Raw genomic sequence first — 23,836 nt, 5'->3', positions numbered from 1 at the left:
CCCAACCCAGTTATCTGTATGTCGTACAGATTTTGCGCTTTGGAGGCAACGCTCCGAAGTCAGGTCGACCAACTCAATGAAAAGATGGGTGAGCTGGATCAATTTTCTCCTGTTCGAGAATCTTGGCCCCAGGCAAACTAAGGAACCGAGCTAGCGGTTCGAGAACTGTTCCCGCATAGTTCGCATTCGTTAGCGATATTGGCTCCGACGACACCCCGTGATCCTCCGCCAGATCGACATCCATCAGATGCAGTCGCAACGACGGGTTCAAGCTGCGCAGAGAGTTCGCAATCTCCAGCCCGCCGCCATCGACATCCGACCAATGGAAGAACGGCACTTTGCAGCCAAATTGCTCGACTAGCCTGCCATAATAGGTTTTGAACGCGGTCGACGGCTGGCCGCTGGTAAACAGCACCAAGCCCTTTCTGGGCATCAAGTTGATCTCGCTAGCGTGACGATGGAAAGACGTCATGTTCTCGATAGTCAGGACATACTCGATGCCCTCATCAATGGTCAGGTCATCCATCTGATGAAACGGGATCGAAAAGTAATCCAGCTCGCTGCCGATTGGCATGCTTCCAAGAGAGATCGGGCCTGACAGGGTGATCGGCAAAGCGATCTTCCTTGCGCCCTCGTCATTGATCAGGCGCTCCAGCTTCTCCAGCGGCTCGTTTTCGTCAGCAAACAGGTAGGCGGCCAGAAGCTTTCGTCTGGTCTCCATCAGCTTGCTGTCCCCGGCTTCCTTGGCCGAAAACGAACGCATGTCCTGTCCGACATGTTTGCCAGCCTTCAATGCACGAGCAAGCAGCTGGATCGGCTCGATCTGTGCGGCATCGCTTCGATCAATGCCCTGCCAGCGCTTGTTCCTGGCCCACGCGCTTTCGATCTCATTCAGGACATTGCTTTCCCAACCCTCGGCCTCGCGCCTCAGGGCCACCATGCTCTCGCGGGCAAGCTCTGCAGATGGAGTCCGGCCGAGCATTCGGTAAATCGGCCCCGCATCCTGAAGACTGACGCTCTCGATCTCCGCTCGGCGAGCATGACGACCATAATTGGCCTTCAACGCGCCTTCGGAAATGAGCTGGGCGATAGCGTATTTCAGCTTCTCAACTTCGTTGCTGTCCTCGAAATCGCGTTTGTCGATCCGCTTGGCTCGACCATTTGAATCCGGCCGCGCTTCGTAGTTGTCGATGATGCTGGCAAGCCAGTCCGCACACTTAAGCACGGTCACTGGCCTCCATGAGTACGGCAATCTCGGCATCAGTCTTCAAAGCCGGATCAAGAATCTTCAGCTCATGACGAGCCTTGTCCTTGATTTGCTCTGCGAAAATCTTCGTGCTTCGCGCATCCGCTGATTTGACGACCGTGAGCACGGTCTTACAATTGCGCTGCATCGTGATTTTCTTGTTCGACGGGCCGCAGATAATCATCTGCAATCCAAGCTGACGTCCAAGGTCGATAACCTGTCCGGTGACCTTTTCATCCATATTCGAGAACGCTTCATCGAAAATCGCGAGGCATAGACCGCCATCATCCTTCTTCAGGTTCTTGAATGGACCGCCGTAATAGACGTTCGACATCGCTGCGAGAATGCAGATGTAATACGGGGTCTGAACTTCGCCGCCCGAGCCTGTGGCTTTTCGTTCAACCAGAGAGGTTTTCGCGCCAGTGAGTTCGTTCGTCATTTCGAGGTCGAAAGTGTAATATTTGCGGTAATCCGTGAACTCATCGAGATCGAACATTTCATCGGACGAGAAGATCAGACGCTTGATTTCGTCCATCGCATCCTGGACTTCTGGGTCAAGGGTAGTCATCAGCAGGCCGCCGCCAGCGACTGCCGTGCTGATCTCATTCTCGTGCTGGACGACACGATGGAAAGCTTCGCGGCCAGGCGCATGGCTCCATTTGATCTTGTATTTTTCGCCGAGGAATTCGGTATTTCGAATTACTGCGTTCAGGCTGTTGATCTGACGCTCGACCTCATCGAATTTCGATGCGAGTTCGTTGATGAAGCTCGTTTTAAAGAGTTCGTCGGCACGCTTTTTTGTGACCTCGAATTGCTCTTCATAATCGATGAGCTTGTGGTTTTTCAGCAGCTCAAGCTTCGTGACGGCCCAAGGATACAGATGGTCGTTGACGCTGTATTCTTCAGGCAGCTCGCTGCGACCAGACAGGCTGTCGAGGACCTGCCCGATTTTGGTCTTGGTATCGAACGACGTCTTGCTCAGGTAATCCTGCGCCTTGCGATGTTCGCTGTCGGACTTGTTCTTGATGACGGTCAGCGCATTCTCAGCGTCCTTGAGACCGCCTTCGGCCTTCCAGCGCAATTTCAGAGTCGCAAAAGCTGCCTTCAAGAGATCGGAATGGATGTTGAGGGCGTTGATGCGGAATGCCTCATTCATCGCACTCATATGAGCGTTTGAGCCGAGAAGATGTACGGAGCCGTCGAGGTGCTTTCGAGCGTCTTCAATGTCTCGACCGTAGCCAAAGTCGGTTTTCTTCAGCTCATTCTGGCGATTGACCAAATCCGTCAGATCTTCCTTGTAGGCCTCGATCTCTTCATCGATCTGGGTGGTGTCGCATTCTTCCTTCTTGGCAGCGATCAAATCCTGGTATTCGCGGACTTTGGCGTTACCTGCGATGATCTCGTGCTTGGAAGTGCTGAACACCTTGTCTTGGTCTGCAAAGTTGCCTGCGACCGTGGAAAAACTCGATAGTAGTGTGATCAGCTTGTCGAATTCGAAATAGGCCTGACGAATGCCGACGAGTTCAGCAGCTTTCTCCTCCAGATCGTGCTTGAGGAGTGGAAGGCTCTGCTGAAGCCCGTTCTTCCCAATTTTAGGCCTCTCGGGACGGAGCACCGTGACGGAGGCACCGTCTTCGAACAAACCGCTCTTGGTCAGCCAACGGCCGTCCTTCTTGAAGTCGTCGCGGCTGGTTGCGAGCTGGACGCTACCGTACTTCATGTCGATGTAGGCCGAGGCAAGCTTGTTCTCGCTGGTCAAGACGCTGGTCAGCGTACCAGTACGCTGGCTCGTGGAGTGCCGCAGGAGCTTGGCGGTGGTTGCCAGACGAACCTTCTGGAATTCGCGCTGGTTCTCGTCCAGTAGCCGCGCCGCGAGGTCGAATCCATTAGCCGGAACGAAGACCGTGTCACGGCTACCGCCGAGAAGACGCTCGATGGCATCGCGCCATTCTTCGTCTGCGATCTCAGCGACCTCATAGAGGATGTCAGCTTCGATGCCGTTTTTGTGCAGCATGTTGACGAAGCTGTTTAGCCATTCGTCTCGGACGCTCTTCTGGCTCTCAATATTGCTGATCTGCGACTGCAAGTCCTTGCATTCCGCCTCGATACGGACGCTCGCGCCGCGAAGATCAGCATGCTGATCCTTCAGGGCAGGCAGGTGCTCAGCTACGGCCGCAACGGCATTGGTGAACGCGGTATCCGCCGCATTTGCATTGTCAGGCAGGTAGTCGACCGATGCGTTGCCTGTACCGTTCACGGCCTCATTCAACGACACGAACGCCGGAAGCATGCCGCTTTCAGGAGCGAGAGACTGGAGCTTGTAGCGGATATGATGAGCTAGACGCCCAATACCCTGTTCACCGAGCAGTCGACCAAGTGTCTGGTCAATGGACTGGCGCAAGGTCGCGATCTTGGTTGTCGTGGTGTCGATGAATGACGTCTCACCCATCTCATATTTGCGCTTTTGCAGAGCCTGGATATCGCTCTGGATGACGGTGCACTCGCGGGTGATGGAGGTCAACTCTGCCTCGATTGCGGCCTTTGCCGCAGTCTTCGAGCTGATGGTGAACAGCTGAAGGCGGTTCTTCCTGCGAGACATCACAGCCTCGCTCATGATCTTGACCGCCTTTTCGATAGCCTCCGAACGCTCTGCCGCGCGCTTCTTGTCGAGATCGACAATGAGGCCTTCGAGGTCAGTGATCTGAGACTTGATCATGTTCAGATGCTCGACGAGCTTGTTGAACGTAACAGCGGTCGAGCGCAGTGCGTGGATGTCGATGGGACCTTCTCGCAGAACGTAATCCTGCACGAATTCCGTCGCCGACTTCACCTCCTTCAGCGCGATGGCGTTCTCAAGGTTGCTGAGATACTGCTGATAGGCTTCGTAGTGCCCACGGTACATCATCGCCTGCAGATAGTGCTGGACGTATTCCTTCTTGGTCTGGGTAAAGGTCTTCAGCGTGCCGCCTGCAGCTGACACCTTCTTTTCGAGGATCGGCCGCAGTTCTGCCCACGGCAGCACCATCTGCTGACCGCTAACGTCCTTGGTCAGGATGTCCGTGGTCTTGATCAGCGCACCCCGAATGACTGCACGGGTTTCCAGATGGGCTTTCGAGTTGTCTCGTGCCGCATGGAAGGCCATCAGGAGGGTAACAGGCTGTTTCTTGCCCATTGGATCTTCGAAGCCAGCGAGCAGATAGGTGGTGCATTCCGTTCGGAGGGTGGTCTTCTCATTCAGTCGACCAAGGCAGTAGCTGTGGATCGATCTGCGGACGGTAGGCGCTTCAGAATTGGATTTGCCCTGTGCACGCTTGTTCATATTATTTTGGCTGCCGCCAGTCGCGACAACATAAAGAGCGTCGAGCAGGGTGCTTTTACCAGAGCCATTGTCACCGATGACGCCGATAATGTCGCCTTCGATCTTGATATCGATGGCACCGTAAGTGTGCCAGTTGATCATGCCGATATTGGTCAAAAACATGTGCTTGCCCTTAGTCTTCAGCGGTTTCAGCAGCTTCATCGGAAGCCTCATCGGCCTCTACGATCTCTGCGGTTTCGGTTGTTTCGTTGCCCGTCTTCTTGATGAGGAAGAGTTCAATTCTCTCCAAGGCGTCGATAGAAATTACGTCACGAATAAATGGACGGATTTTGATCTGGAGATCGTCGTCGTCATTCAATTTGCTCTCAATGCTGACAATCTGGTTGCCGCTCAACTTGGTCAGGGCATTTCGAATTTTAACGGTCTCGACTTCCCATCCGGCTTCCTTCGCGAAACCGGATAATTCATCGCAGAATTCGTTGATTGAGGTGTCCACGTTGGCTTTTTCGTCGAAATCGCCGCGATCAAAGCATTTGTCGTAGACGAGCTTCAGGCCAAGGAGAACGAAGGTCTCGATATCATTGAGATAGCGCCCGTCATTGATTTCGTCCGTTGGGACGATTCCAAAATAACCAAGCGTTTCCTGCGCAATAAATCGATATCCCATTAGATTAAAAGCTTCAGAAATAAACGTGCGCGACATCGGGTTGGTGAGCGCTTTACGTACTGCATTATTCGCCGCCGAATCATTGTGGAAAAACTGGAAGCGATTCAGGTGAGTGATCGCTTTACGAATATTCTTGATCTGCTCTTCCGAAAAGCGCTCTTCCATGATGTTAAGCAGCATGACGGTTCTCCTGAATCTTTCTAATGGTGACCTTTGGGCAGGCCATATATTCGGTGACAACCAGATCGAACTCGTCGTCGCAGGTAATGTTGTAATGGGCTTCGATATTGGGTGAAACTTCGCCAGAAATCGCCATCTTCACGACAGCGGAAGCGGCAATGAAGTCGTCAATCGTCGATAGAGAGCTTTCGTCGAACTCGAACGTATGCTGGTTTCCGATCATCCGGTCGATAAATGCTAGAACGCGATCATCAGAGGCATGAATGCGCTCCTGATATGCAGCATTAAGCTCCTGCCGAAACAGCGTTACCGGATCGACGGGTTCGTCCGGCAGAGCGGTTGCCTTCGGCTTGCGGCGAATGTTCGGGGTTCTAAGGGCCGCTTCAGATAGATGGAGGGTCTTCTCAGCAACGATGGCTGGAAGAGTTTCATCAGCGCTGTCGGATTGGTTTTTGCCAATGAACCCTGCGAATTTCGTCATGACGGCTTCGAGCTTCTCGGTATTGGTGCTCGAATGCGCCAGTCGGGCGGTCCCTTGAACCGCGAGCAACTCGTTCAGCTTCGATTGAAGGGCGGTAATCGACTTGGCAATCTCATCGATAGCGTTCAGCTCTTCCTTGATGGCATAGAAGCCGCTGTAGGCCATCTGACGGCCTTTCTCTTGGGCTTCCAGCTTCTCAGCAGCGGTGCCCTCGCTCATCGTCTTCTGGAAGTGGTCCAGCGCATATTCCATGCCGATGGTCATCATCTTGCTGTCGTCGCCCAGGAATTCTTCGATGACGCTCATCGTCTGCCTGCGCAGTTTCCACGGATGACGATCAGACATGATGTGCTCAATGTCCTGAATGAACACGCCACCGACATACCAGTTCATGAGGAAGTGGAATCTCTCGGTCTGGCCTCGGATTTTGAACACTTCACTGCGGATGCGCATCATCTTGGTTCGAGTGCCGCGCATGGACAGGCGGATATCGGCCAAATGGCTCGCGCACTGTGTCAGAGCCGCCGTGAGAGCGACATTGCCGCTTTTGAGGTTGTTCAGGATGGACCGCAAGGTCTGCATGACGCCTTCCAGGCGTTCGACAGAGCCATTGTTGATCTTCCATAGCGACTGCATGAGGTGGAGCGCGACGGGAGAGAACTCTAGGATAACGCGATAGCCAGACTTGTTGGCTTCGAACCATCCGCAATCCGTCAGGCGATCACAGATTGACCTGGCGCGAGCGCCCTGAAGCTTCTTGACGTCGGTCTCAGTAACTTCGTCATCATCCTCGCTCTGCCACATCTCGGGTTTTGAAAGCATGATTTCAAAAATTGTGGCAATAACTTCATCTCGCGTCGGAGCGTCACGCGTCGTGGAATAAAACGCGGCAAAAACCGTCAGTAGACTCAGCTCATATAAATGTCTGTTTTTCGAGGCAAAAGGCTCGAAAATTTTGTCTGGAAGATGAGTAAAAAGTGCCACGAAATACGCCCTCTAAGAGGGAATAAGATGCCTATTTACGTAAATAATTGTCAACATATTTATGTGAAGGTGCAGAATTTAATGAAATAATGGAGTTCGAGGCAAATTTGGCTGATGACGCTTTGATCGGATGTCGAAAAATGAACGGGTTCTATGTTGCTGGTTATTTTCCGGATGACGTCGACGCCTGAATGAGGTATGCCTCCTGACGATGAAGGAGACCAGATGAATATTTTCGATAAGCAGGCACTCCTGAAGAACGGCCGCGAGTTGATGCGTAAGCATGGCTGGATGGGGACGACTGTCCAATTCGATGACAAGATCACGTCCTACACGTATTCAATTGGTCTTTCCAAAAAGTTCAAACACCCCGAGATTTTTGTTGTTGGCGTTGGTGATCACTCTCTTCGTCTTCAATTGATCAATGCATTCGGAGGCATGCTTAAGAGCGCGGGCTTCCCTGAACCTTCTTCATATGTGGACTTGCCAGGTTTCGGGCACACCTTCGCGCTTGGACCCGTGATCCCAGAAGAGAAGGTGCGGCCGCACGCCAGATTTGGCACAGAGCTACTGGGAAAGCCGTTCTCGGCCATTCAGCTTTATCTTCCAGACCCCAATGGCCTGTTCCCGTGGGATGAAGGTGTCCACCCAGCCTATCGCGAGGCTCAAACTTTGCTGTTCGAATCGCCTGCGGCTATGCTGAAACCGAAGGCCAACTGAAGGGAGTCTCAAAATGAGCAATGAACGACGAGCGAAGCTCATCGAGCAATCTCGGGAGAGAATGCGGGAGTTCGGGTGGCTGTGCCAAGGCGTCTTCGATCCCGAAAGTTCCGATATCTTTACCTATACGGTAGGCATCTCGGAGAAGTTCGGTCACCCGGAACTGTTCGTTGTCGGCGTGGGATCGCCAGATCTTATGACATCACTGCTAAATGCTGTGGGCAGGCAGATCGCTGAAGGCCGTACTTTCTTACAGCCAGGGTATTTCGAGTTGCCGCCATTCAATGGAACATTCGCTGTCGGACCAGTGCTGGATGCGAAGACCGTTGCGCCGCACGCAGGAATCGGCACTGAGATTTTGAACCGCCCATTCGAAGCTGTGCAGGTCTACATTCCAGATCCCAATGGAAAGTTCCCTTGGGAAGATGGCGTGGACAAAGTGTTTTTGAACGCTCAGCTCCAGCTGTTCGAGTGCCCGACCGAAATCCCGACGAGGACGAGGCACTAGAGCTTAGGCGCTGGGCTGATGGCCTCGGCACGATCAATTTCCGCGTTCCGGCCGCGCAGGATCGCCTTCATCCACTTCCTATAATACGTAGGATTGAACGATCCCTTTGTGTCGTCGACATGGGCTAGGAACTCGTCCTCTGTGACTCTGACGAGCGAGCCGCCTTTACCCTTTGGGTTGTTCCAGCAGTAGTTGTCAATAAGGTGCTCCAGCAGCACTTCGCCTTCAATGTCGAACAGCCTGTCGTCTGCGACCCCAACGGCATGTCTCCAGACATACTGCCCATCTTTTGCGATCAGAGGCTGGCCTTTCTCGTCATTGAATACGATGAGGCCAAGCTCAATTTCTGGAAATGACTTTTTGAGCGCCAGTGCGAACGTGCCGCAGAAGCTGTTCGTGCCAGCATCGAGGTCGTATTCGTCGAATTCGGCCGCTCTAATGGCCTCTGCGATATCAGAAGCCACCGAATGATCCGCTATCGTAAGAAGACGAGGACGAAGAGCTATCGTAAGACGATGAGCTGTCGCTCGATGAGGAGTGGGAAGAGCTGTCATATGACGAAGAGTGATCGTCAGAATGTCTGCTACTCGCCGAATTATCGAGCGAAGACGATATGTCCATGTTCGAAGTCCGCTCTGTGAAATGTGTGTCATCTTCTAAAGCGGAATAAACTAGATAGCTTTGCGTCGCGAGCATGTCGGAATCTGAGGAAGTTCCAAGGGCAGGTCTGTCGAAATTACGTCGAGAAGCAATTTTTTTAGCCTCTGAAGCGGCTTGCATAGCCTCGAATTCGCGGCGTGCAGCAATTCGCCGTGCCAGAAATTCCGATCTCCGCCCCTGCTGCTCAGGGAAATAATCGCGCAGTTCCAAAGAATTATTCATGCTGATCTGTCTCAGGTCTTTAGCCATATCTTCGACGGTTTTATAGAACCTGCTGTGCTTTTCGTACGTAACCGTAATTATAGGCAGAGCTTTTTCGAGCTTGGATGCCAGAGAGGAAATTCCGGTTTCAAATCCCCGGCCTGACTCGATGATTTCCTGAAGACGATCAAATGCCGCCGCGACCTCATTGGCAGCGGCTACGCCAGTCTCATAGCAATCTCGGAGTGAGTGCTCGATGTAGCTTCGTTGCGCCATGTGCTTTTCGACTTGCTTTACGAGTTCGGCGCGGGTCGGTTTCTGCATAAGGTCACTCCTCGTTGATGCTGAATTCGATGGTAACGCTCCATTGAGAAAGCGACAAAGCGACCTCTACGGCTTTGGGGCCACCACGTAGTTTGGCCCGACCTCACGAGACAGCTCATTGAGCCGCCTGACACCTTGCTTCAGGTCATCGAACTGTTCGTAGCTCAGCGTCGACAGGTTATCGTCATAGGCCTCGACGACCATGGCGAGGTAATCGCCGCCTCTCCGCACGATGCGAGCTGCTGCTTTCAAGGCCTGTGAGCAGTCACTGGCTGGGTTGAAGCCGATATTCGGATCGGAAGTGAATTCGTTCGCCATGGTGAGCGAAACCCAGCCCTCTCTCATTGCTTCCTCGCGAAGCAGTCCTGTTTTGCGCCCCAGATGCTCTCCAAGCCATCTGATGTGGTCCTGGAAGGCCTGCATCGGATAAACAGTGCCATCAGGACCGAACCAGTAGCCATACGGTGAGTAGCCGTTGTCGATTTCGCTCTGAGCGAATTCTCTATAGGCTTCCTGACTGGCTTTGCTAATAGGACGGCTCTCGGTCGTCTTCTCTTTGATGTCGGTTGTTGCGTAGCTCTTGGTCGACCATTCGCTCCAGTAGTCAGCTCTTCCTCCTTCTCGATGTTGTTCCAGTGATCGTTTGAAATCGAAAGGGCCGCATGCCTGACCAAACTGCCTGCGCCAACTTTCGGCAGCACGATAGACGTGGAAGCGTTCGCTGCTATTCGTTTTGACCTCGTTTTCGAACTCCTCAACACTGACAAAGCCGTGACGACCCCCAAATGGGTTACGTGCGAGAAAACGCAGATTGTCGATCTGGTTGTCCGGCACGTCATGTTCGTGGAGAGCTTCCTCCATGAGATCAGCGGCATCGAATGCATGTTCATCGGAGAAGTGGAACGGATTGTTGTGCTCCAGAGCACGAAAGACGCCCCAGAAGCTTTCGACATCCGGCAGATCGTGGGCAACGGCGGCTACATCACCAGCAATCGCTACAAGCGCGGTACAGCGGTCTGGATCGTCATTGAAAGCGTAGCCGTTTGTTTCGCTCTCGATCTTCGCCAGGAAGGTGTCCATGACCTGTACGGCTTTGGGATCACGATCAAACAGTGTCGGGCGGCCGATACGGACAATGCGATGTGAATGGGTCTTATCGCTGAATTCTTCCATCATAAGCGACGACGCCTGATAGTGAGCATCGAGGTCGGCATCGAATATGCGATGGAAGCGCTCCACAACGCTGCGCGCCTGTCCTTCAGACATGGAGCTGATAGCCTTGCTGGCAGCATCGTAGTTTACATAAATCGTTCCGAGTTCAAGAAGGCCCGCCTGCATTCATCTATCCGTTCGAGATTGGTGTTCTGTGCTCAATCATTGCGCGAATGAATGACAGGGACAACGAGAAAAGGCCAACTCGCATTGATCTGGCCTTTTTAGATCGAGCGTAATCTGAGTTGGGTTCGACATATGAAGTCTCCAAGCGACAACGGCCAAATGCAAGCAAATGTGCCTTGCCAAGCTACCTCCTAGATTGGAGGAAAATCGAATGTGAATCGACCGATGGCACCAGAAGCAAATCTCTACGACAATCTTCCTCTGCTGGGCACGACAATTCGTTTTGTGACCCACCAACCTGTGCCACGGGATGAGCCTGAGAGCGATCCCAAACAGGTGCTCCTCACAGGTATTGTTGTTGGGCACGAAGACGACATCCTCGATCCAGTGCGGGTTTTGCTCTTACCAGGTCTCAAGCTCGAAGATGGCGAACTGCTCTTGGGCCACGATGCCTTGACGTTGAATATCGGAGGCTCTGATATCCGAGAGGTGATTTCGACAGCGCGTCTTTATGACGGCACTGATTACGAAGGTAAGTTCGTGCCAACGCATGCGAACGTGTCGTACATGGGAAGCGCAAAGATCACGAGCATGATCATGGAGGCTGATGGACTCTACCTGAGCTTCGAAGAAGAGCTGCACGGAGACGGCATCGGGCTGAGAGGCGTTGCCTCCAGCATGGACTCTCTTGGAATTGGAGGGGAGGTTCTTCGTCACTATCTCGACCAAGAGCACAAGGATCACTTCTCACGGCACATGCCTGTCGAATTCAACGAAGATGCAGAGCCTGAAGACAATGACTGGCTCTACAATGACGGAGATGTCTATGCCGAGTTCACCGCGTGCATGGACGGCAGAGCAGCAATCCATGTGCTCGAAGCCACCGACAGCGACAATCACGGTGCTCGCAAGGGCATAGGAAGGAAGGCCATAAAGGCGTTCCGCGAGCACTTCCCGCATATCATTGCGAGCGGCGTCGGCGATGGTCACATCGAGGGACTGCTCGACAATCCGGCTTTCCTGTTCTGGAAGAAGATGCTCGAAGAGGACCTGATCGACGGCATCGATTTGGTTGGCGATAAAGAGACGCTCACCCGCGAAAATATCGATGCCAAGATGGCGGAGATTGAATCGAAAAGCCTGCCGACACCGTGAATGCCAAAATCGCACGATAAAAAAAGGCTCCCAAAGAACCATTCCTTGGAAGCCTTTTTTATTTAAACGGAGTCGAATATCAAGTGTTGTTCGAATCCCCTGCGGCGATCTGAAAAACAATCTGGGACACCTCAGCTTGCCGGGAAAACTTTTGGTGTTGGTTCCGATTGGTAACGATTAGATGATCGCAGATATTTAGAATATTTGCAAATCATTCCTCTCAAAACGGCTGCGGCAAATTGCGGATCGGTCGTCTGTTTTGCACGGCATTATAAGCCGCCGCAATTTCCTTGGTGTCGATTACCCCATCGCCATTCGTGTCGAAACGGGCAAATGTAGCCTTCACAGCTTCAGTTGCCTCATCGACAGTAACTTTCCCATCCTTATCCTTGTCGAGGTCCATAACGCCCCCAAGGTTGGCGCTCCCGCCAAAAGAATTCATGTGGCCATGTAACTCCGAACCATCGACTGCTCTAAGTTCGTCCATCGAAATTACGCCGTCGCCATCAATATCCGCACGTTCGAAGCCATTTCGGCTGCCTTCGCCATTGCTTCCGCGACCGGAATTTGAATTCTGAAGTCGTTCAATGATTTCGACCTCTTTCCTGGTAATCTTGCCGTCGCCATTCAGATCATAGCGCGCCCATTGCTGCATGCGCATTGCAGCCACCTGTGCTCTTGAGGCGTTCGTCACATTGTCCAGGTCTGCCTGATCCAGTCCGTCACCGTCGATGTCATAGAGCCTGATAGGCCTTACCGCAGCGGAAACAGCGGCCTCGATGTATCTGTTCTGCTGCACGATATTAAGAAGATAACTGTCTTTGTCCACGACTTGCGACATTGGCCGTCCCTCTGGGAAGGCTGGGGTCATTGCACTTGCAGAAGAAGCTACCCCAATAACTAAGGCTGACGTAATAAGTATCTGTTTCAACATGATATCCCCCATTGCTGAACTTGATTCTTATAATTGAACATTATTTGTTCGGCGGCCAGCAGTTTCTTGATTTGGCTTCTGGATTTCATTTCTGCTCATTAGAATAACAAAAATTGAATGGAGATTAGGAATGAAACCGAAAACTGGAGTGCCATTTTCCATGACCGCATTCCGTGGAGCAGACACCGCTCAACTCCATCTCGATCTGGATCGCGGTGTGTTCTTCTCCAGCGACCAGGATTATGCGCGGAACTATGGCGAGGTCGTCTGCGAATACGAGATTTCCCTACAGAACCCGCTGGTCGTGACGGAAGAGCAGTCTCACGGCAATATCGAAATCGACCGCAATGTTTTGCTCGCTGCGGGTTACGACGGCCGCATCATTGCCTATGATGATGGAAATTTCGACATCGTTTGTTTCGAATTATCTCAGGCCACATTTGTTCGAGAAATCGCGAATTCTCCTACTCCTTGATATTATTTGTATAATAATTGACTTTACTCGCTCTATTTAGTAGGAACCAAACCTCAAACTAAGAGGTTGAAATGATCACTTTTGCAGAGGCCGAGCGTACTGGCGACAAGGAACTCCTAAGGGCTGTTGAGAGCGCTGAAAAGAAGTTCGGCTTCAAGACGGGCGTCAGGTTCTCTGAGAAGGGGCAGCATCTGGTAAAGGTTAACTTCTATCCGAAGACAACCTTTCACATTGCTGATACGGACGCCAACGGCATTGTTTCCGGTGAATTTCGGCCACTGACTCGCGAAGAGTTCGATTCAACGCACTCTATTATTCTTTGACGGCGACGAAGCTGCAGTTGACGAACTGATGAAGGCGGTCGACGCACATACCCGCTTTTCTCAGATCAATTTGGCGGTGTTTGGGAGTATGAATTCGAAGCGAAAATGAGCAGTCAAATCGTTTGTCGATGTGAGGCCAAGCTCGACGATAGTGTCTGATCCCTCATTAGCAGACTAGGCGTCCAACCGACCATTTCGCTATCTGAACGAAAAGTTTTGTCGGCGGATTGGACAGGTGCAAGTCGTTGCCAATCTTATGAGCAGGTCAAACGACGCCCGAGGGAGGGACCTAGTCATGTCGAAAATTATTAAAGGCAGCGTGGCATTCCTGGCTGCGCAAATGGTTGGATTAGGAGTTTCAAACTCAGCTGAGACGTGTTTTGAGCCAAGATATGTCCCAGCTAGTTATTCATGCAACACGGGTGCCGGAACGGGGAAAATTCAAGCATTTGACGACTTCTCAAGCGGTAGCTGCACCTTCATTGAAGCTCATACAGTCCAAGTCCCGATAGAATGCCCTAAGCCAGCTGGTAGATGGGTAAACGCAACGTTCACAAAGAAAATAGTGAATGGAGGAAAATCGAACCACAATATGTCCAATGTGGGAGTGACGGCTTATATCGCAACTGGACATGCCCAAACCTGCAGTTCTGTGGGGCTAAAGCCATCAAGTTTCGAAGGCAACATTTGCGCGTCAGGTGAAAATCGAGCGAACAGTGGCGGTAATGGTTGGAACCAAATTGACTATCGCTTTGGAACTTTTGGAGGCTACGTGACAGGTGGTGGCACGCTCACCGAACAACTTTATGAGCAAACTTTTTGCTGGAGAGCTGGTGACAAGCGCGACTGGGACAACTCAGATAGGCTCGTTGCATGGTATTGTCAGTAAAGGTTTCGGATCGCGCTTCGTCATAAGGCATGGCTGGTCAGGACTCCACTAGGCTCACGGCCTTCACACCGCTTGTCGGTTTGAGGCTGACGGACCATTGTCATAGGTGCTCCACAGCGTAGCAGCGATCTGTCTTCAGTTTTGTCGGCGAAATTGCAATTATTAGAAGCCCAGCAAATATCCTCGTATTCCAGTTTGGATTGAAGACTGAAAAATAGGGGGATACCATGTTTAGTACAAAAAAAATCTCAATCGCCGTATTGTTTGCTAGCGTAATTTCATTTCCTAGTTTCGCAGCATCGCCTGTTTGCACCGAGAAACAGTGGGTCCCTGAGAAATTCACATGCAAATCAGGCGGTGCAAATACCCTGCAGACATTCGACGATTTTACCGCTGGAAGCTGCACAAGGACGCCTGGTGAATATATTGATGTGGTGGTTGCTTGCCCTCCGCCCCCTCCACCTGAAGGACGATGGGTTAATGCGACTGTGGACAAAGTCACGGAGACCTACACCCAGCCGAGCAAAGACGGCCCTCGTACAATGACTAGGACTACCTACAAGGTGAGTACGCATGCGGCAACCTGCCAAGCGGCCGGACTTAAGGCTGCGAAATTCAAAGACCAATATGTTTGCGCTTCTGGTGAAGCTCGCCCATACGAAGGTAAAGACTATGGAAGCATCAACTACAAACTCGGAAAATGGGGTGGTGGTGGATGGGCTGGCAATCTGACACCGACTTCCGGATCGAGAATCAATTGTTACGGCAGCGGTCAGAAGCAAGATAATGATGCGACCGACGTAGTGGTTGCGTGGTTCTGTCAGTGATTACATTTGGCCGCCAAGCCTAATCATTCGAACTTGGCGGCCAAATGATTGGATATTTGTGATTCAACGACATTGATTTCATTGATTTCTGAAACGTCGAATACTTATGTAAGTTCAGAACAAAAATTAACAAACACTTCATTGTTGCCGTGGGTTGCTTCTGATAGAATAGGAATCTCTAAGCAAGGAGAAGCAACATGGCCAACACTACTCACGGCGCTGATAATCTTTTGAATCCAGCCAGTGATAAGAAGACAGAAATGGCTTATGTTATTGGCGGAATTTTCATCGCCACCCTCTTGGCTCCAATGTGCTTCCTCGGATGGTCCCTGATCAAGGCGATTTTCATCGGGTAAATGGCTGTGGTCATAGTCGCCTCATACAATTTTTGAAGCCGGATGAATGCAATAATAGTGGCCAGATATGTGCGCATGGATTATCCTGAATTTATGCTAGTTGAAGCTGACGCCAATTAGGATGGAGTATCCATGTCGCTCATTCACGATCTTCGTGATCTCGCAGTATCAATCCGCACGGACGAACAGGCCGCAGGATTTTTTGTCTGGAAGGACGTCCCGTTCACGGACTTCAATCGCCAGATCGTAGAACCTGGCACCAACCCGGATTTCCCATCTGGGGCGCTCGGCATCTACAGCGACGACGATTTCTATGCGGTCGCTTCGCTCCCATATCGATTCAAGGACCTTTCGTGCGCGGAGATCGTTGCCACCCTTTGGCCAGAGATCGAGAACCCTGTCATTCTGCCGGATCACGGTGACTATTGGTGGACAGCTCAGAGAGACGACAAGCTCGAAGTCCCAGGCGAACCGTGGGAGATGTGGTTTGTTGAAAGCGCTCGCGGAGCCATTCCTGACAATGTAGCCCTCCAGACGCCTCACTGCGTGCCTGAAGCCGACTCTGACGGCCGTCCCGCTAAGTATGATGCCGTGCGCTGGAGAACCTGTGCGACCGAAGAAGAGGCTCTGAAGGCGCGGTCCAGCATTGGTGGCTCTGTCTACAGGGAAGATTTCGAAAACCTGTCGATTGAAATCCGTCACTGGGATCAGGGTGTCCGTACGATCATCCATAAACTCGGCGTCGATCCTGAAAAATTCACGATCATCGAAACTCCGAAAGAGACAGACATCTACAAGCGGCTCGGGTTGACCGATACCGCCTTGGAAAGGGAAAATACATGAGCGCAGAAATGATCACCGTTACGAAGGAAGAGGCAACGCAGCTGCGCAAAGAGTGGCTGGAGGAGCATGACCCGCAAGACGGCACCGACTGCGTGACGCCGTATGATCGGTATTTCTACAAGGACGAATTCCCGATTGTCGTCGATAAGTCAACATTTGAGGGGCACGCAGAAGATTGCCTGCCGATTTATTGATTGATAAATGCGTAGCAATATTTTTGATGCATGGAGCATTATTTATTTACATTAATTCAGGTTTTTGCTAAATAGCCCGCAACAAAGGGGCTTTGCACATGAAATTCGAACTCGTTGATCAGATTGTTCTTCCACGTTACGGAGGGCGTAATGGCGGCATCGATTTTGGTGCAAACCGTCGCGTCCTCGTAATGAAAAAAGACAGTTCGGTTCTCCTCTATATTCGTGCAGGATACAGCGCTGCCCAATGTGGCGTCCGTGGCTTCGGCCGCGAATACAATCCCGCGCTGTTGCAGTTGCAGACACCAAACGATTCCAACTCTGCTTACTATCTCGGCGTCGGTCTCGCAGAAGGCCGAATCTCGAAACCCAGGCTGTTGGAGCGAGCGGATAAGATCGAGGAAGCTTTCGAAATGAAGGATTTCCTGCAGCACGTTGACATGAGGAAGACACTGGTTATCGAATAGCGCCATGAACAGTGAAAAACGCTTCGCAAAGGCTCTCTTTGAAGGCTTCAGATCGCCTGAAGTGCGAAAGCGCATCGAGCAGTTCAACAGCCCGAGTTATACAATCGGTGACGGCACGCCAGTGGTTCTGGGTGATCAGCTACGCATTCCTGAGGCAGTTGGCGGCCGACGTGCCAAAGAATGGGGCGAAGTCGTCCAGCTGTCCGATGAAGGTCTCGGTATTCGCTTTGAGGAGAAGATCGCTGGCATCACCCGAGAATTTTTTGAGTGGGACGAGCTAACAGGCGCAGCGGTGGTTGCGGTTCCGCGAAAGGGCAAGCGCGCTTCTATCGTTCCGCCAGTGACGCATGAAAAAGGAGCCAATCGGCTCCCTTCGCTTTAGTAGTCAGTGGCAATCACATGCTCGGGCCAGAAGGTGCTTCTTCAGGCTGCTTGAGCTTCACGTCGATGCCTTCGTCGACCAAGATGCTGACATTGTCGATGCAGTAGCCATCCATTGTGATATCGGAGGCTCCAGTCTTGGCTTTTTCGATTGCATCAGCTTCATCCTCGGCAGTCACAATGACGAGATGATCGCAACGTATCCGCCGCTCGTCACATGCCCGGACCGACGTTGCCGAGGTCGCCCTCGTGCTCTTCGCTGAAGTCATTTTCGGTACCAGGAGTGATTTGGTAATCGTCTTCGTCAGGGATGTAGGCGTTGATTTCATTGCCTTCGTCCAATTCCCACTTCACGCCATTTTTTGGGTCTGTGTGGAATGAAGCGCGCTGTGCGATTTCCTGCGCAGCTTCGATGGTGTTGGCCTTAACCTTCACCGTTGCAGACATCGTAACGTCGTGGGTGATGGTAAATTCAAATTCAGGCATCTTTGTCTCCTAAAGTCGTTGTGTCTGGGTATTTTCGATCCCTGCTATTTTCTCAAGGATCGGATTCAATTTTTCTCTAATTACTGAAATCGTATCATGCAGGCTTGCAGGTGCAGAGAAGTTTTTATCAGTGCCTTCCTTTTCCCATCGTGGAGCCTGCCTATCGATAAATGCCTGCGATAACGCACCCATATCAGCGACGTTTTCCGGTAATTCCAGCCCTTTAAATTCAGCATTCTGTTTTAGAATGTCGGCCGCTTTTTCGAGATCGATAAGGCCATTATTCAGGATGACGAAAACGTCGTTATAATCGCGAATTCGGTAGTTCTTTTCGCCCATAGAAGCCATGGCACAGACCTTGTCAGCAAGCACGTATTCCCATGGGGTCTGTCGGATCGTCACCTTGCCGAGACCCGAATGTGGCAACACGCTCTCATACTCGACAGTCGGGGCATCGAGATGCATGGCACGTCCGTCGAAAGTGACGTCGGATTTGATCTTCAGAAAGAGGTCGCCGATCTGGAGCGGAATGGTGATCGTGCCGCCAGTGTTCTCGCCGTCTTTTTCGCGGGCAACCGAGATGTCGTCGACATGAAAGCGGATGCCATCGTCTATGGTGCTGTCATCGTGCTTCAGCGCTTCACTGACGATCTCCGCGAACTTGTCTACTGATCCCTTGAAGCCTGGAATGTGGAGATCCGCATCTGAGGTCGCTCGGCTGTCGAGCGGGTTCTTGTCCTCCGCAATGCACATCAGCATGCCGCCTTTGACCGTGATCTGGCCTTCGGTCAGCGTCGTCTCGTTCATCGGGTTGTAGAGCAACTCGTTCTCTTTGGCGAATACGCGGCCCAGAAAACGCTCCAGTGCGAAACGCAGCGCGACGGCATGGATGTCCTTACCAGTCAGCTTCGCCTGCAGCTTCAGAGCCATGAACGTCTTCTTGCCGCTATCGCTGACGAACTCCTTCTTTTTCATAGGCCCATCCCTCTGCTCGTGGTGTTCTCTAGTCGCTGCTGGGCTTGCTCGATCTCCTGACTGCAGTCGAAGTGGAAGGCGGCCGCGATGTCGGTCAGCTCCTCAAGGTTCTCGCCGTTTTCGATGTACGAGTTCAGCGCATAGACGCCATGCCGATAGTCGTCTGCGCTGTGCTTCTCGTTGCGGAGGAGGTCGACGATTGTGCGTGCTGGAGATGTGATCCGGATATTCACTCCGAGTTCGGTCGGCCGATCTTCGACACCCACTTCGAAACTTGCCCGATGTAGCGATCTGTGAGGGGCGACGTTGAGGGTAGGGCTGATTGCGTTGTTGTTGCCCAAGATCGTGTAAGGCAGGATCACATCGACCGAATTTCGTATGCTGGTCGAAATGAAATGACGCATGGCGGCCGACTGGAAGGCGATAATGCCGCCTGTCGCTTCCATGATGACGCAATCATCGAATTCGGGTGCGTATTGGACATCAGAGGCCGCCACGATGCCTATCACGGGACCTTCTTTTTCGATCAGGATTGGCCTGATGAGAAAGCCCTCAGCGAGCGCCTGCTGGATATCATCCCGCCGAAATCCCATCTTGCTGAGATCGGATGTGCGATAAATCTTCTTTTCGGCAAATACATCTTCCAGCGGTTTCATTTCCAGCCTGTCTCCAGTCGATATCGACATTTAGAGTCGATTTATCGCCTGCAATGGACAAGCGGCCGACTGACATTATCCGGCCATTAATTCGATGCGGATTTTATTTAGCTTGAATATATTTTCCCTTCCTGTGTAATCGGATTATCAATTACAGGAGGAAACTAAGTGAAAATTCTAGTTTATGGTGCGAAGACGAGTGACATGCATTCGATTGCAAATCGGCTCTACAAGGACAACCAGGACTATCATGAGCCTGTCGAGCTACGCTCCGAGGGTAACAAAGCGCTTTTCTTCGCGACCACACGCAGGGTGATCGGCATCCTGAATGTCGAAAGCAAGGAAGCGATTGTCCAATATGCTCGCGAGCACAATTACTCATTGGAAGGAGTGCTACTCGTCGCAGCCAGTTAGGTGCAACCAAGTCGATGAAAATGAGAAAGTATCGGCTAAACGGATTCAAATGTGGGTTATGTTGACATTTATATTTATTGATTTAAATGTAAATGAAACGAACCGGGACATTCATTGCAAACCATCTCCATTCCATATCGCTGCAGCGCTGAAGATCGTGATTTTATTGTCGCGGTTCGGCGTGTCTATTCAGCGGCAGTGCGGACTGGATATGCAAATGCCGAGCGGGACGGAAAATCGCTCAAGGAAAAAGAACTGCGTGAATTTGTAAAAGCCAGGTTTGCAGGTGGGATTGTCGACGCATGGGTAATGCATTGTGCCACGCTCGAAGCGCGAGATTTGCGCAAGATCGTCCCAGATGGGTCGATGCTGTTTGGTGGCCGCAAAGATTTTGAACGACGTATCAAAGGGCTGATTGATAAAGCTGAATGGAAGAACAAACGTCTCAGACCATTCTGTTCAAGAGGCGACAAGATTTATGCGGGAAATAGGCATTTCAAATTGTCTGAGGATGGACTGAGTTGCACATTCTCGATGATGATGCCTCGTGTCGCTGGCCAGAAGATGCAGTGGCGTGTAGTTAAACTCGATCTGGCTCATATGCATGGCAATGCGGGTGAGATTGTCCGGCAGGCCGCTAAACTTGCGGCGGAAAAGAAAATCAACATCACGTTTCGGATCGATGATCAGAAGCTGCATGTGACGATTGATCCCGAGGATTTGCCCGATCACCCAGAGCGGCGTCAGCCGATCAAGGCCGTTCCAGGTCGTGCGCTTGGAGTCGACCTCAATCCGAACTTCGTTGGACTGAGTGTTGTGCAGAACGTCGACGATCCCACAAAACTGAGCGAGACGGAGCTGTTGGAGCATCAGCTCGTTCAATTCGATCTTCCGCTCGATGCATCGGCCGAGGCAGTACGTGAGGCACTGGCCAAGGTCTGCGACAGAACCATCCGGCTGTGCCGCAAATGGGGTATTGGCCTGATCACGTTCGAGAAGGGCCTGGGCAAGCTGCGAAGCGGCGGTAAGAGCAAGACTCGCAACAGGCTGATCAACTACTGGGCCAGGTCATTGCTCATCGCCATGATGACGCGCAAGGCGCGTCTTTGCGGGATTAAAGTCATTGAAGTTTGGGGTGGATATTCCACCACGATTGGGAATTTGGCGTTTGAGGTGCCCGACGCGTGCGCCTCCGCCGCAGAGATCGCCAGACGCGGCCTTGCCGTGACTGGCGGATATAAAGACGTTCTTCCGGCATTTGAGGAAGGGTGGTTGTCAGGCCGATGGAAGGATCAGACACTGCCCGTTGAATGCGGATGTTGGAAGGATGTTCATCAGGCAATAAAAACGGCGAAAATTGGCTATCGCCGTCCGCATCCGACGCGAGCGTCGGTACCTGATCCCCGCACAGGCCTGTCGGCCTGCGGCGGGTACGCGGTGCGCCGTTTAAACCATCGTCACAGACCAGGAACTGTCTATATGCCTGTCTCTCATGGCCATGGTTTAAACAGCGCAGATAACCGATTCCATGATGGGAATGGAAAGCCCCATTCCATATTTAAATCCGGTTAGCCAAAGTATCTAAGTGCCGACTGGGTGGAATTCAGTCGGTTTTGTTTTTGAGGCCGATTGTCCTGACAATGTTCCGCCGCTCCATCATCTGCGGCACCAGCACATTGCGAACCCAATTTCTCTCGTGGACCGTATCGTTGTTGGTCTCGTCTTCAGCCCATTCAAGCCCGAGATGGTGGGCGCGCTCAAGGATCACGTCCTTGGGGACTTCGAGGAAGGGCTTATAGCGGTTGCCATCTACTTTCTTCATCCGCAGCTGGTCATCGGGATAGCCGCGCATCAGGCGTAGCAGAACGGTTTCCACCTGATCATTGGCGTGATGTCCGGTGACCAGCATGTCGTTGTCAAGGCGGATCGTGTCATAGAAGGCGTAGCGCTGGTCGCGAGCTTCAGCTTCGAGGGAAGGGGCCTTACGCATCTTGTCCGGATCGCCATAGCCGACCAGGCATTCGATGCCGAGCTGCTCGCAGACCTTACGGACCAATGCTTCATCGCGTCCGGCCGTCTCACGCAGGCCATGATTTAAATGAGCGACGCGATACGACTTCTTGCAATTTCTCTGGAAGAAATTGAGCATGAACATGGAGTCGACACCGCCGCTCACGCAAAGCAGATAGCTTGGCGCGGTCTGGTTGATCTCGGCAGTAATCGATCTCCATGGGATATTCATAAATCACCTCGGCAATCTGCTTATCTCATTCAGCCAAAATAATCAACGAATTTGCCCCAATATTGCAGGTTTCTTTCCTGATTTGATTGCGATTTAAGCCATGCAACACTTATAAGGGTGCAGGCGAAATTTAACGCACTACGCTTGAAATGACCGAGGCCAGCGGAAACACAATCCGCTGGCCTCCTTCGTCGTAGTATCGTGGACTTGGTCAGCGTCCTTGAACAGCTCCGCCGCCGCTTCTAATTACGTTGCCGGGATTCTGGATTGCAAAGCCAGCGGGACCGCCGCCAGAGCCACCAGATCCACTTGTGCCTGATCCGTTGTTGCCATTGGCTCCAGGATTTCCTGATATCCCACCCGCGCCGCTGGCTCCCCAACCGCCACCGGAGCCTCCAGCACCACCACTACCACCATTACCAGCATTCTGCCCTCCAGCAGTACCCAGCGAACCGCCAGAGCCACCAAGCAAGCTGAGGGTGTATCCCTGTCCTCGACCGCCAGCTCCGCCGCTTCCGCCTGAACCTCCTGTGCTAACTTGTTGGGTCCCGCGTTCACGCCAGATGCCATACAGATCAGCTTTGGTATAGGTATCTCTGTGCCTATGAGAGCCGCGATAGTAAGTCCAGCCGTCGATTGTATTTACAGTTGGGTTGTTGGCCATGTACCACTGGTCAGCCCAGTAAATGATAATGCCGCCCGCGTCAAAAGTTTGCCACGTTCTCATATCGTAAACTGGGCTGTAGAGTTCACCTGATGCGGGTTCTCTTACATACGTGCCAAATATCCCGTCGCCACCTTTACCGCCGCTTCCTCCCATACCGCCACCTCCACCACCTGCTCGGATAGCTCCGCTGACAACGAGGTTCAGTTTCTGACCTGATTGCCCCGCCGTGTTGGCATTGAAGGCGGTTCCGCCAACACCACCATTCGGATTGCCTGATTTTCCTTGGATTTCACCCTTCACATTGAAGGTCAGGTCACCCTTCCATGCGCTACCGATGGTCACGACGGCATTTTCGTTGACCGTATAGCCTCTCACCTGGCCAGCGGGCAGTTCGACCGTTTTATTTATGCCTTGATGGGTCCATTCAGCAGCGGTGAACAGGTCTTGGAGAGCAACAGTCCCGTTCCCGCCACTGAGCTGACGTAGAATGCTCTTGGGCAAAACCTCAACGGCTTGCGTTGCGTCTGTGTATATTCCCCGGTCATCGGTCACTCGGAACGTGGCAGTAAAAGTGCCAACTATGTCTGGGGTTCCCGAAATTTGTCCAGTCGCCGAGTTCAATACCATTCCAGTAGGAAGAATGCCTGAAACTATTGAATATTTATATCCAGGTTTGCCGCCTGTGGCACTTAGGCTGCCAGAGTTTGCATCCGTTACCACCATTTGAGTGGGTAGATTTACGTTTAGCTGGAGCGCCTTGTACAACTCAGCTCGAATAGTGAAATCGTCGAAGCATCCATTCGTTGCTTTTTGGTCGCTCTGACAGAAATCCGCATTTGCCCGGGTTGATGAAATTGAGGCAAACGAAATCGATGCCAATAATATGCATGCCATTCTTATCATTGGGGGTCTGCTCCTTTTTAT

At 52.0% G+C, this 23,836-nt stretch carries 28 protein-coding genes and 1 pseudogene; 14 read left to right on the top strand and 15 right to left on the bottom strand.

Annotated features, from left to right (window positions below; genetic code table 11):
- Positions 1-73: 73 nt before the first annotated feature.
- The 5 genes and pseudogenes from QU595_RS11565 to QU595_RS11550 form a co-directional block, all read right to left on the bottom strand.
- Positions 74-1,231: a Wadjet anti-phage system protein JetD domain-containing protein gene (locus QU595_RS11565; protein WP_315922020.1), complete on the bottom strand. Its 1,158-nt coding sequence runs from the start codon at positions 1,229-1,231 to the stop codon at positions 74-76.
- The gene (locus QU595_RS11560) at positions 1,218-3,695 is read right to left on the bottom strand and encodes an SbcC/MukB-like Walker B domain-containing protein (RefSeq protein WP_410000505.1); all 2,478 of its coding nucleotides are present in this window, start codon (positions 3,693-3,695) and stop codon (positions 1,218-1,220) included. Before QU595_RS11560 ends, QU595_RS11565 begins: the two co-directional genes overlap by 14 nt.
- A gap of 861 nt (positions 3,696-4,556) precedes the next feature.
- Positions 4,557-4,727, bottom strand: a pseudogene (locus tag QU595_RS30205) (ATP-binding protein); the annotation flags it as partial.
- 10 nt (positions 4,728-4,737) lie between these two features.
- The gene (locus QU595_RS11555; protein WP_315922016.1) at positions 4,738-5,412 is read right to left on the bottom strand and encodes a DUF4194 domain-containing protein; all 675 of its coding nucleotides are present in this window, start codon (positions 5,410-5,412) and stop codon (positions 4,738-4,740) included.
- Positions 5,402-6,877 (bottom strand): Wadjet anti-phage system protein JetA family protein, encoded by a 1,476-nt coding sequence (locus QU595_RS11550; protein ID WP_315922014.1) that lies wholly within the window; start codon positions 6,875-6,877, stop codon positions 5,402-5,404. Before QU595_RS11550 ends, QU595_RS11555 begins: the two co-directional genes overlap by 11 nt.
- A 225-nt stretch (positions 6,878-7,102) precedes the next feature.
- Between QU595_RS11550 and QU595_RS11545 the strand changes: the two genes are divergently transcribed.
- Both QU595_RS11545 and QU595_RS11540 read left to right on the top strand, forming a co-directional pair.
- A complete protein-coding gene (locus QU595_RS11545; protein WP_315922012.1) occupies positions 7,103-7,597 on the top strand; it encodes a DUF4262 domain-containing protein in 495 nt (164 codons plus the stop codon).
- 13 nt (positions 7,598-7,610) lie between these two features.
- The gene (locus QU595_RS11540; protein WP_315922010.1) at positions 7,611-8,105 is read left to right on the top strand and encodes a DUF4262 domain-containing protein; all 495 of its coding nucleotides are present in this window, start codon (positions 7,611-7,613) and stop codon (positions 8,103-8,105) included.
- Here the strand turns inward: QU595_RS11540 and QU595_RS11535 are convergent.
- The 3 genes from QU595_RS11535 to QU595_RS11525 form a co-directional block, all read right to left on the bottom strand.
- A complete protein-coding gene (locus tag QU595_RS11535; protein ID WP_315922008.1) occupies positions 8,102-8,569 on the bottom strand; it encodes a hypothetical protein in 468 nt (155 codons plus the stop codon). The two genes, QU595_RS11540 and QU595_RS11535, sit on opposite strands and share 4 nt — an antisense overlap.
- The gene (locus QU595_RS11530; RefSeq protein ID WP_315922006.1) at positions 8,559-9,290 is read right to left on the bottom strand and encodes a hypothetical protein; all 732 of its coding nucleotides are present in this window, start codon (positions 9,288-9,290) and stop codon (positions 8,559-8,561) included. Before QU595_RS11530 ends, QU595_RS11535 begins: the two co-directional genes overlap by 11 nt.
- A 66-nt stretch (positions 9,291-9,356) precedes the next feature.
- The gene (locus QU595_RS11525) at positions 9,357-10,628 is read right to left on the bottom strand and encodes a hypothetical protein (RefSeq protein WP_315922004.1); all 1,272 of its coding nucleotides are present in this window, start codon (positions 10,626-10,628) and stop codon (positions 9,357-9,359) included.
- Positions 10,629-10,853: 225 nt separating this feature from the next.
- Here QU595_RS11525 and QU595_RS11520 point away from each other — a divergent pair, with 225 nt between their 5' ends.
- The gene (locus QU595_RS11520; RefSeq protein WP_315922002.1) at positions 10,854-11,783 is read left to right on the top strand and encodes a hypothetical protein; all 930 of its coding nucleotides are present in this window, start codon (positions 10,854-10,856) and stop codon (positions 11,781-11,783) included.
- 220 nt (positions 11,784-12,003) lie between these two features.
- On the opposite strand, the gene QU595_RS11515 is transcribed toward QU595_RS11520, so the two are convergent.
- Positions 12,004-12,624, bottom strand: coding sequence for an EF-hand domain-containing protein (locus QU595_RS11515; protein ID WP_315922000.1), 621 nt, complete (start codon positions 12,622-12,624; stop codon positions 12,004-12,006).
- Positions 12,625-12,847: 223 nt separating this feature from the next.
- Between QU595_RS11515 and QU595_RS11510 the strand changes: the two genes are divergently transcribed.
- From QU595_RS11510 to QU595_RS11470, 9 genes are all read left to right on the top strand, one after another.
- Positions 12,848-13,192: a hypothetical protein gene (locus QU595_RS11510; protein WP_315921998.1), complete on the top strand. Its 345-nt coding sequence runs from the start codon at positions 12,848-12,850 to the stop codon at positions 13,190-13,192.
- Between the two features lie 71 nt (positions 13,193-13,263).
- Positions 13,264-13,515, top strand: a complete 252-nt coding sequence (locus tag QU595_RS11505) for a hypothetical protein (RefSeq protein ID WP_315921996.1) — start codon at positions 13,264-13,266, stop codon at positions 13,513-13,515.
- Positions 13,516-13,810: 295 nt separating this feature from the next.
- Complete coding sequence (locus QU595_RS11500; RefSeq protein ID WP_315921994.1) at positions 13,811-14,404, top strand: hypothetical protein; 594 nt, start codon at positions 13,811-13,813, stop codon at positions 14,402-14,404.
- 227 nt (positions 14,405-14,631) lie between these two features.
- On the top strand, positions 14,632-15,231 hold the full coding sequence (locus tag QU595_RS11495) for a hypothetical protein (protein ID WP_315921992.1): 600 nt from the start codon (positions 14,632-14,634) through the stop codon (positions 15,229-15,231).
- Positions 15,232-15,428: 197 nt separating this feature from the next.
- Positions 15,429-15,587, top strand: a complete 159-nt coding sequence (locus tag QU595_RS11490; protein WP_315921990.1) for a hypothetical protein — start codon at positions 15,429-15,431, stop codon at positions 15,585-15,587.
- A gap of 132 nt (positions 15,588-15,719) precedes the next feature.
- Positions 15,720-16,430, top strand: a complete 711-nt coding sequence (locus tag QU595_RS11485; RefSeq protein WP_315921988.1) for a hypothetical protein — start codon at positions 15,720-15,722, stop codon at positions 16,428-16,430.
- Positions 16,427-16,624, top strand: coding sequence for a hypothetical protein (locus QU595_RS11480; RefSeq protein WP_315921986.1), 198 nt, complete (start codon positions 16,427-16,429; stop codon positions 16,622-16,624). The genes QU595_RS11485 and QU595_RS11480 overlap by 4 nt, the downstream gene beginning before the upstream one ends.
- 98 nt (positions 16,625-16,722) lie before the next feature.
- Positions 16,723-17,091: a hypothetical protein gene (locus QU595_RS11475; RefSeq protein ID WP_315921984.1), complete on the top strand. Its 369-nt coding sequence runs from the start codon at positions 16,723-16,725 to the stop codon at positions 17,089-17,091.
- Positions 17,092-17,095: 4 nt separating this feature from the next.
- A complete protein-coding gene (locus tag QU595_RS11470) occupies positions 17,096-17,473 on the top strand; it encodes a hypothetical protein (RefSeq protein ID WP_315921983.1) in 378 nt (125 codons plus the stop codon).
- Between the two features lie 13 nt (positions 17,474-17,486).
- On the opposite strand, the gene QU595_RS11465 is transcribed toward QU595_RS11470, so the two are convergent.
- The 4 genes from QU595_RS11465 to QU595_RS11450 are packed head-to-tail and all read right to left on the bottom strand — an operon-like array spanning position 17,487 to position 19,589.
- Positions 17,487-17,651, bottom strand: coding sequence for a hypothetical protein (locus QU595_RS11465; RefSeq protein ID WP_315921982.1), 165 nt, complete (start codon positions 17,649-17,651; stop codon positions 17,487-17,489).
- A gap of 34 nt (positions 17,652-17,685) precedes the next feature.
- Complete coding sequence (locus QU595_RS11460; protein ID WP_315921980.1) at positions 17,686-17,958, bottom strand: hypothetical protein; 273 nt, start codon at positions 17,956-17,958, stop codon at positions 17,686-17,688.
- Between the two features lie 9 nt (positions 17,959-17,967).
- A complete protein-coding gene (locus QU595_RS11455; protein WP_315921978.1) occupies positions 17,968-18,933 on the bottom strand; it encodes a nucleotidyl transferase AbiEii/AbiGii toxin family protein in 966 nt (321 codons plus the stop codon).
- Positions 18,930-19,589: a hypothetical protein gene (locus QU595_RS11450; RefSeq protein WP_315921976.1), complete on the bottom strand. Its 660-nt coding sequence runs from the start codon at positions 19,587-19,589 to the stop codon at positions 18,930-18,932. Before QU595_RS11450 ends, QU595_RS11455 begins: the two co-directional genes overlap by 4 nt.
- Positions 19,590-19,757: 168 nt before the next feature.
- Between QU595_RS11450 and QU595_RS11445 the strand changes: the two genes are divergently transcribed.
- Together QU595_RS11445 and QU595_RS11440 are read left to right on the top strand one after the other, a co-directional pair.
- Positions 19,758-20,003: a hypothetical protein gene (locus tag QU595_RS11445; RefSeq protein WP_315921974.1), complete on the top strand. Its 246-nt coding sequence runs from the start codon at positions 19,758-19,760 to the stop codon at positions 20,001-20,003.
- A 114-nt stretch (positions 20,004-20,117) separates the two neighbouring features.
- A complete protein-coding gene (locus QU595_RS11440; RefSeq protein ID WP_315921972.1) occupies positions 20,118-21,575 on the top strand; it encodes a hypothetical protein in 1,458 nt (485 codons plus the stop codon).
- A 31-nt stretch (positions 21,576-21,606) separates the two neighbouring features.
- Here the strand turns inward: QU595_RS11440 and tilS are convergent, their stop codons facing one another.
- On the bottom strand, positions 21,607-22,245 hold the full coding sequence (tilS, locus tag QU595_RS11435; protein WP_315921970.1) for a tRNA lysidine(34) synthetase TilS: 639 nt from the start codon (positions 22,243-22,245) through the stop codon (positions 21,607-21,609).
- 211 nt (positions 22,246-22,456) lie between these two features.
- On the bottom strand, positions 22,457-23,815 hold the full coding sequence (locus QU595_RS11430) for an Ig domain-containing protein (RefSeq protein ID WP_315921968.1): 1,359 nt from the start codon (positions 23,813-23,815) through the stop codon (positions 22,457-22,459).
- Positions 23,816-23,836 lie beyond the last annotated feature (21 nt).

The sequence above is a fragment of the Mesorhizobium sp. SP-1A genome (genome assembly GCF_032460275.1).
Taxonomy (GTDB): Bacteria; Pseudomonadota; Alphaproteobacteria; order Rhizobiales; family Rhizobiaceae; genus Mesorhizobium.
Note: the sequence above shows the minus strand (reverse complement) of the source record. Positions and strands in the feature narration are given on the sequence as shown.

What these genes read in the sequence shown, in the direction of transcription:
- QU595_RS11560 (WP_410000505.1), bottom strand. Translation starts at nt 3,695, where the DNA reads ATGGGTGAGACGTCATTCATCGACACCACGACAACCAAGATCGCGACC.
- QU595_RS11555 (WP_315922016.1), bottom strand. Translation starts at nt 5,412, where the DNA reads ATGCTGCTTAACATCATGGAAGAGCGCTTTTCGGAAGAGCAGATCAAG.
- QU595_RS11545 (WP_315922012.1), top strand. Translation starts at nt 7,103, where the DNA reads ATGAATATTTTCGATAAGCAGGCACTCCTGAAGAACGGCCGCGAGTTG.
- QU595_RS11540 (WP_315922010.1), top strand. Translation starts at nt 7,611, where the DNA reads ATGAGCAATGAACGACGAGCGAAGCTCATCGAGCAATCTCGGGAGAGA.
- QU595_RS11530 (WP_315922006.1), bottom strand. Translation starts at nt 9,290, where the DNA reads ATGCAGAAACCGACCCGCGCCGAACTCGTAAAGCAAGTCGAAAAGCAC.
- QU595_RS11525 (WP_315922004.1), bottom strand. Translation starts at nt 10,628, where the DNA reads ATGCAGGCGGGCCTTCTTGAACTCGGAACGATTTATGTAAACTACGAT.
- QU595_RS11520 (WP_315922002.1), top strand. Translation starts at nt 10,854, where the DNA reads ATGGCACCAGAAGCAAATCTCTACGACAATCTTCCTCTGCTGGGCACG.
- QU595_RS11515 (WP_315922000.1), bottom strand. Translation starts at nt 12,624, where the DNA reads ATGTCGCAAGTCGTGGACAAAGACAGTTATCTTCTTAATATCGTGCAG.
- QU595_RS11510 (WP_315921998.1), top strand. Translation starts at nt 12,848, where the DNA reads ATGAAACCGAAAACTGGAGTGCCATTTTCCATGACCGCATTCCGTGGA.
- QU595_RS11505 (WP_315921996.1), top strand. Translation starts at nt 13,264, where the DNA reads ATGATCACTTTTGCAGAGGCCGAGCGTACTGGCGACAAGGAACTCCTA.
- QU595_RS11500 (WP_315921994.1), top strand. Translation starts at nt 13,811, where the DNA reads ATGTCGAAAATTATTAAAGGCAGCGTGGCATTCCTGGCTGCGCAAATG.
- QU595_RS11495 (WP_315921992.1), top strand. Translation starts at nt 14,632, where the DNA reads ATGTTTAGTACAAAAAAAATCTCAATCGCCGTATTGTTTGCTAGCGTA.
- QU595_RS11490 (WP_315921990.1), top strand. Translation starts at nt 15,429, where the DNA reads ATGGCCAACACTACTCACGGCGCTGATAATCTTTTGAATCCAGCCAGT.
- QU595_RS11485 (WP_315921988.1), top strand. Translation starts at nt 15,720, where the DNA reads ATGTCGCTCATTCACGATCTTCGTGATCTCGCAGTATCAATCCGCACG.
- QU595_RS11480 (WP_315921986.1), top strand. Translation starts at nt 16,427, where the DNA reads ATGAGCGCAGAAATGATCACCGTTACGAAGGAAGAGGCAACGCAGCTG.
- QU595_RS11475 (WP_315921984.1), top strand. Translation starts at nt 16,723, where the DNA reads ATGAAATTCGAACTCGTTGATCAGATTGTTCTTCCACGTTACGGAGGG.
- QU595_RS11470 (WP_315921983.1), top strand. Translation starts at nt 17,096, where the DNA reads ATGAACAGTGAAAAACGCTTCGCAAAGGCTCTCTTTGAAGGCTTCAGA.
- QU595_RS11460 (WP_315921980.1), bottom strand. Translation starts at nt 17,958, where the DNA reads ATGCCTGAATTTGAATTTACCATCACCCACGACGTTACGATGTCTGCA.
- QU595_RS11455 (WP_315921978.1), bottom strand. Translation starts at nt 18,933, where the DNA reads ATGAAAAAGAAGGAGTTCGTCAGCGATAGCGGCAAGAAGACGTTCATG.
- QU595_RS11450 (WP_315921976.1), bottom strand. Translation starts at nt 19,589, where the DNA reads ATGAAACCGCTGGAAGATGTATTTGCCGAAAAGAAGATTTATCGCACA.
- tilS (WP_315921970.1), bottom strand. Translation starts at nt 22,245, where the DNA reads ATGAATATCCCATGGAGATCGATTACTGCCGAGATCAACCAGACCGCG.
- QU595_RS11430 (WP_315921968.1), bottom strand. Translation starts at nt 23,815, where the DNA reads ATGATAAGAATGGCATGCATATTATTGGCATCGATTTCGTTTGCCTCA.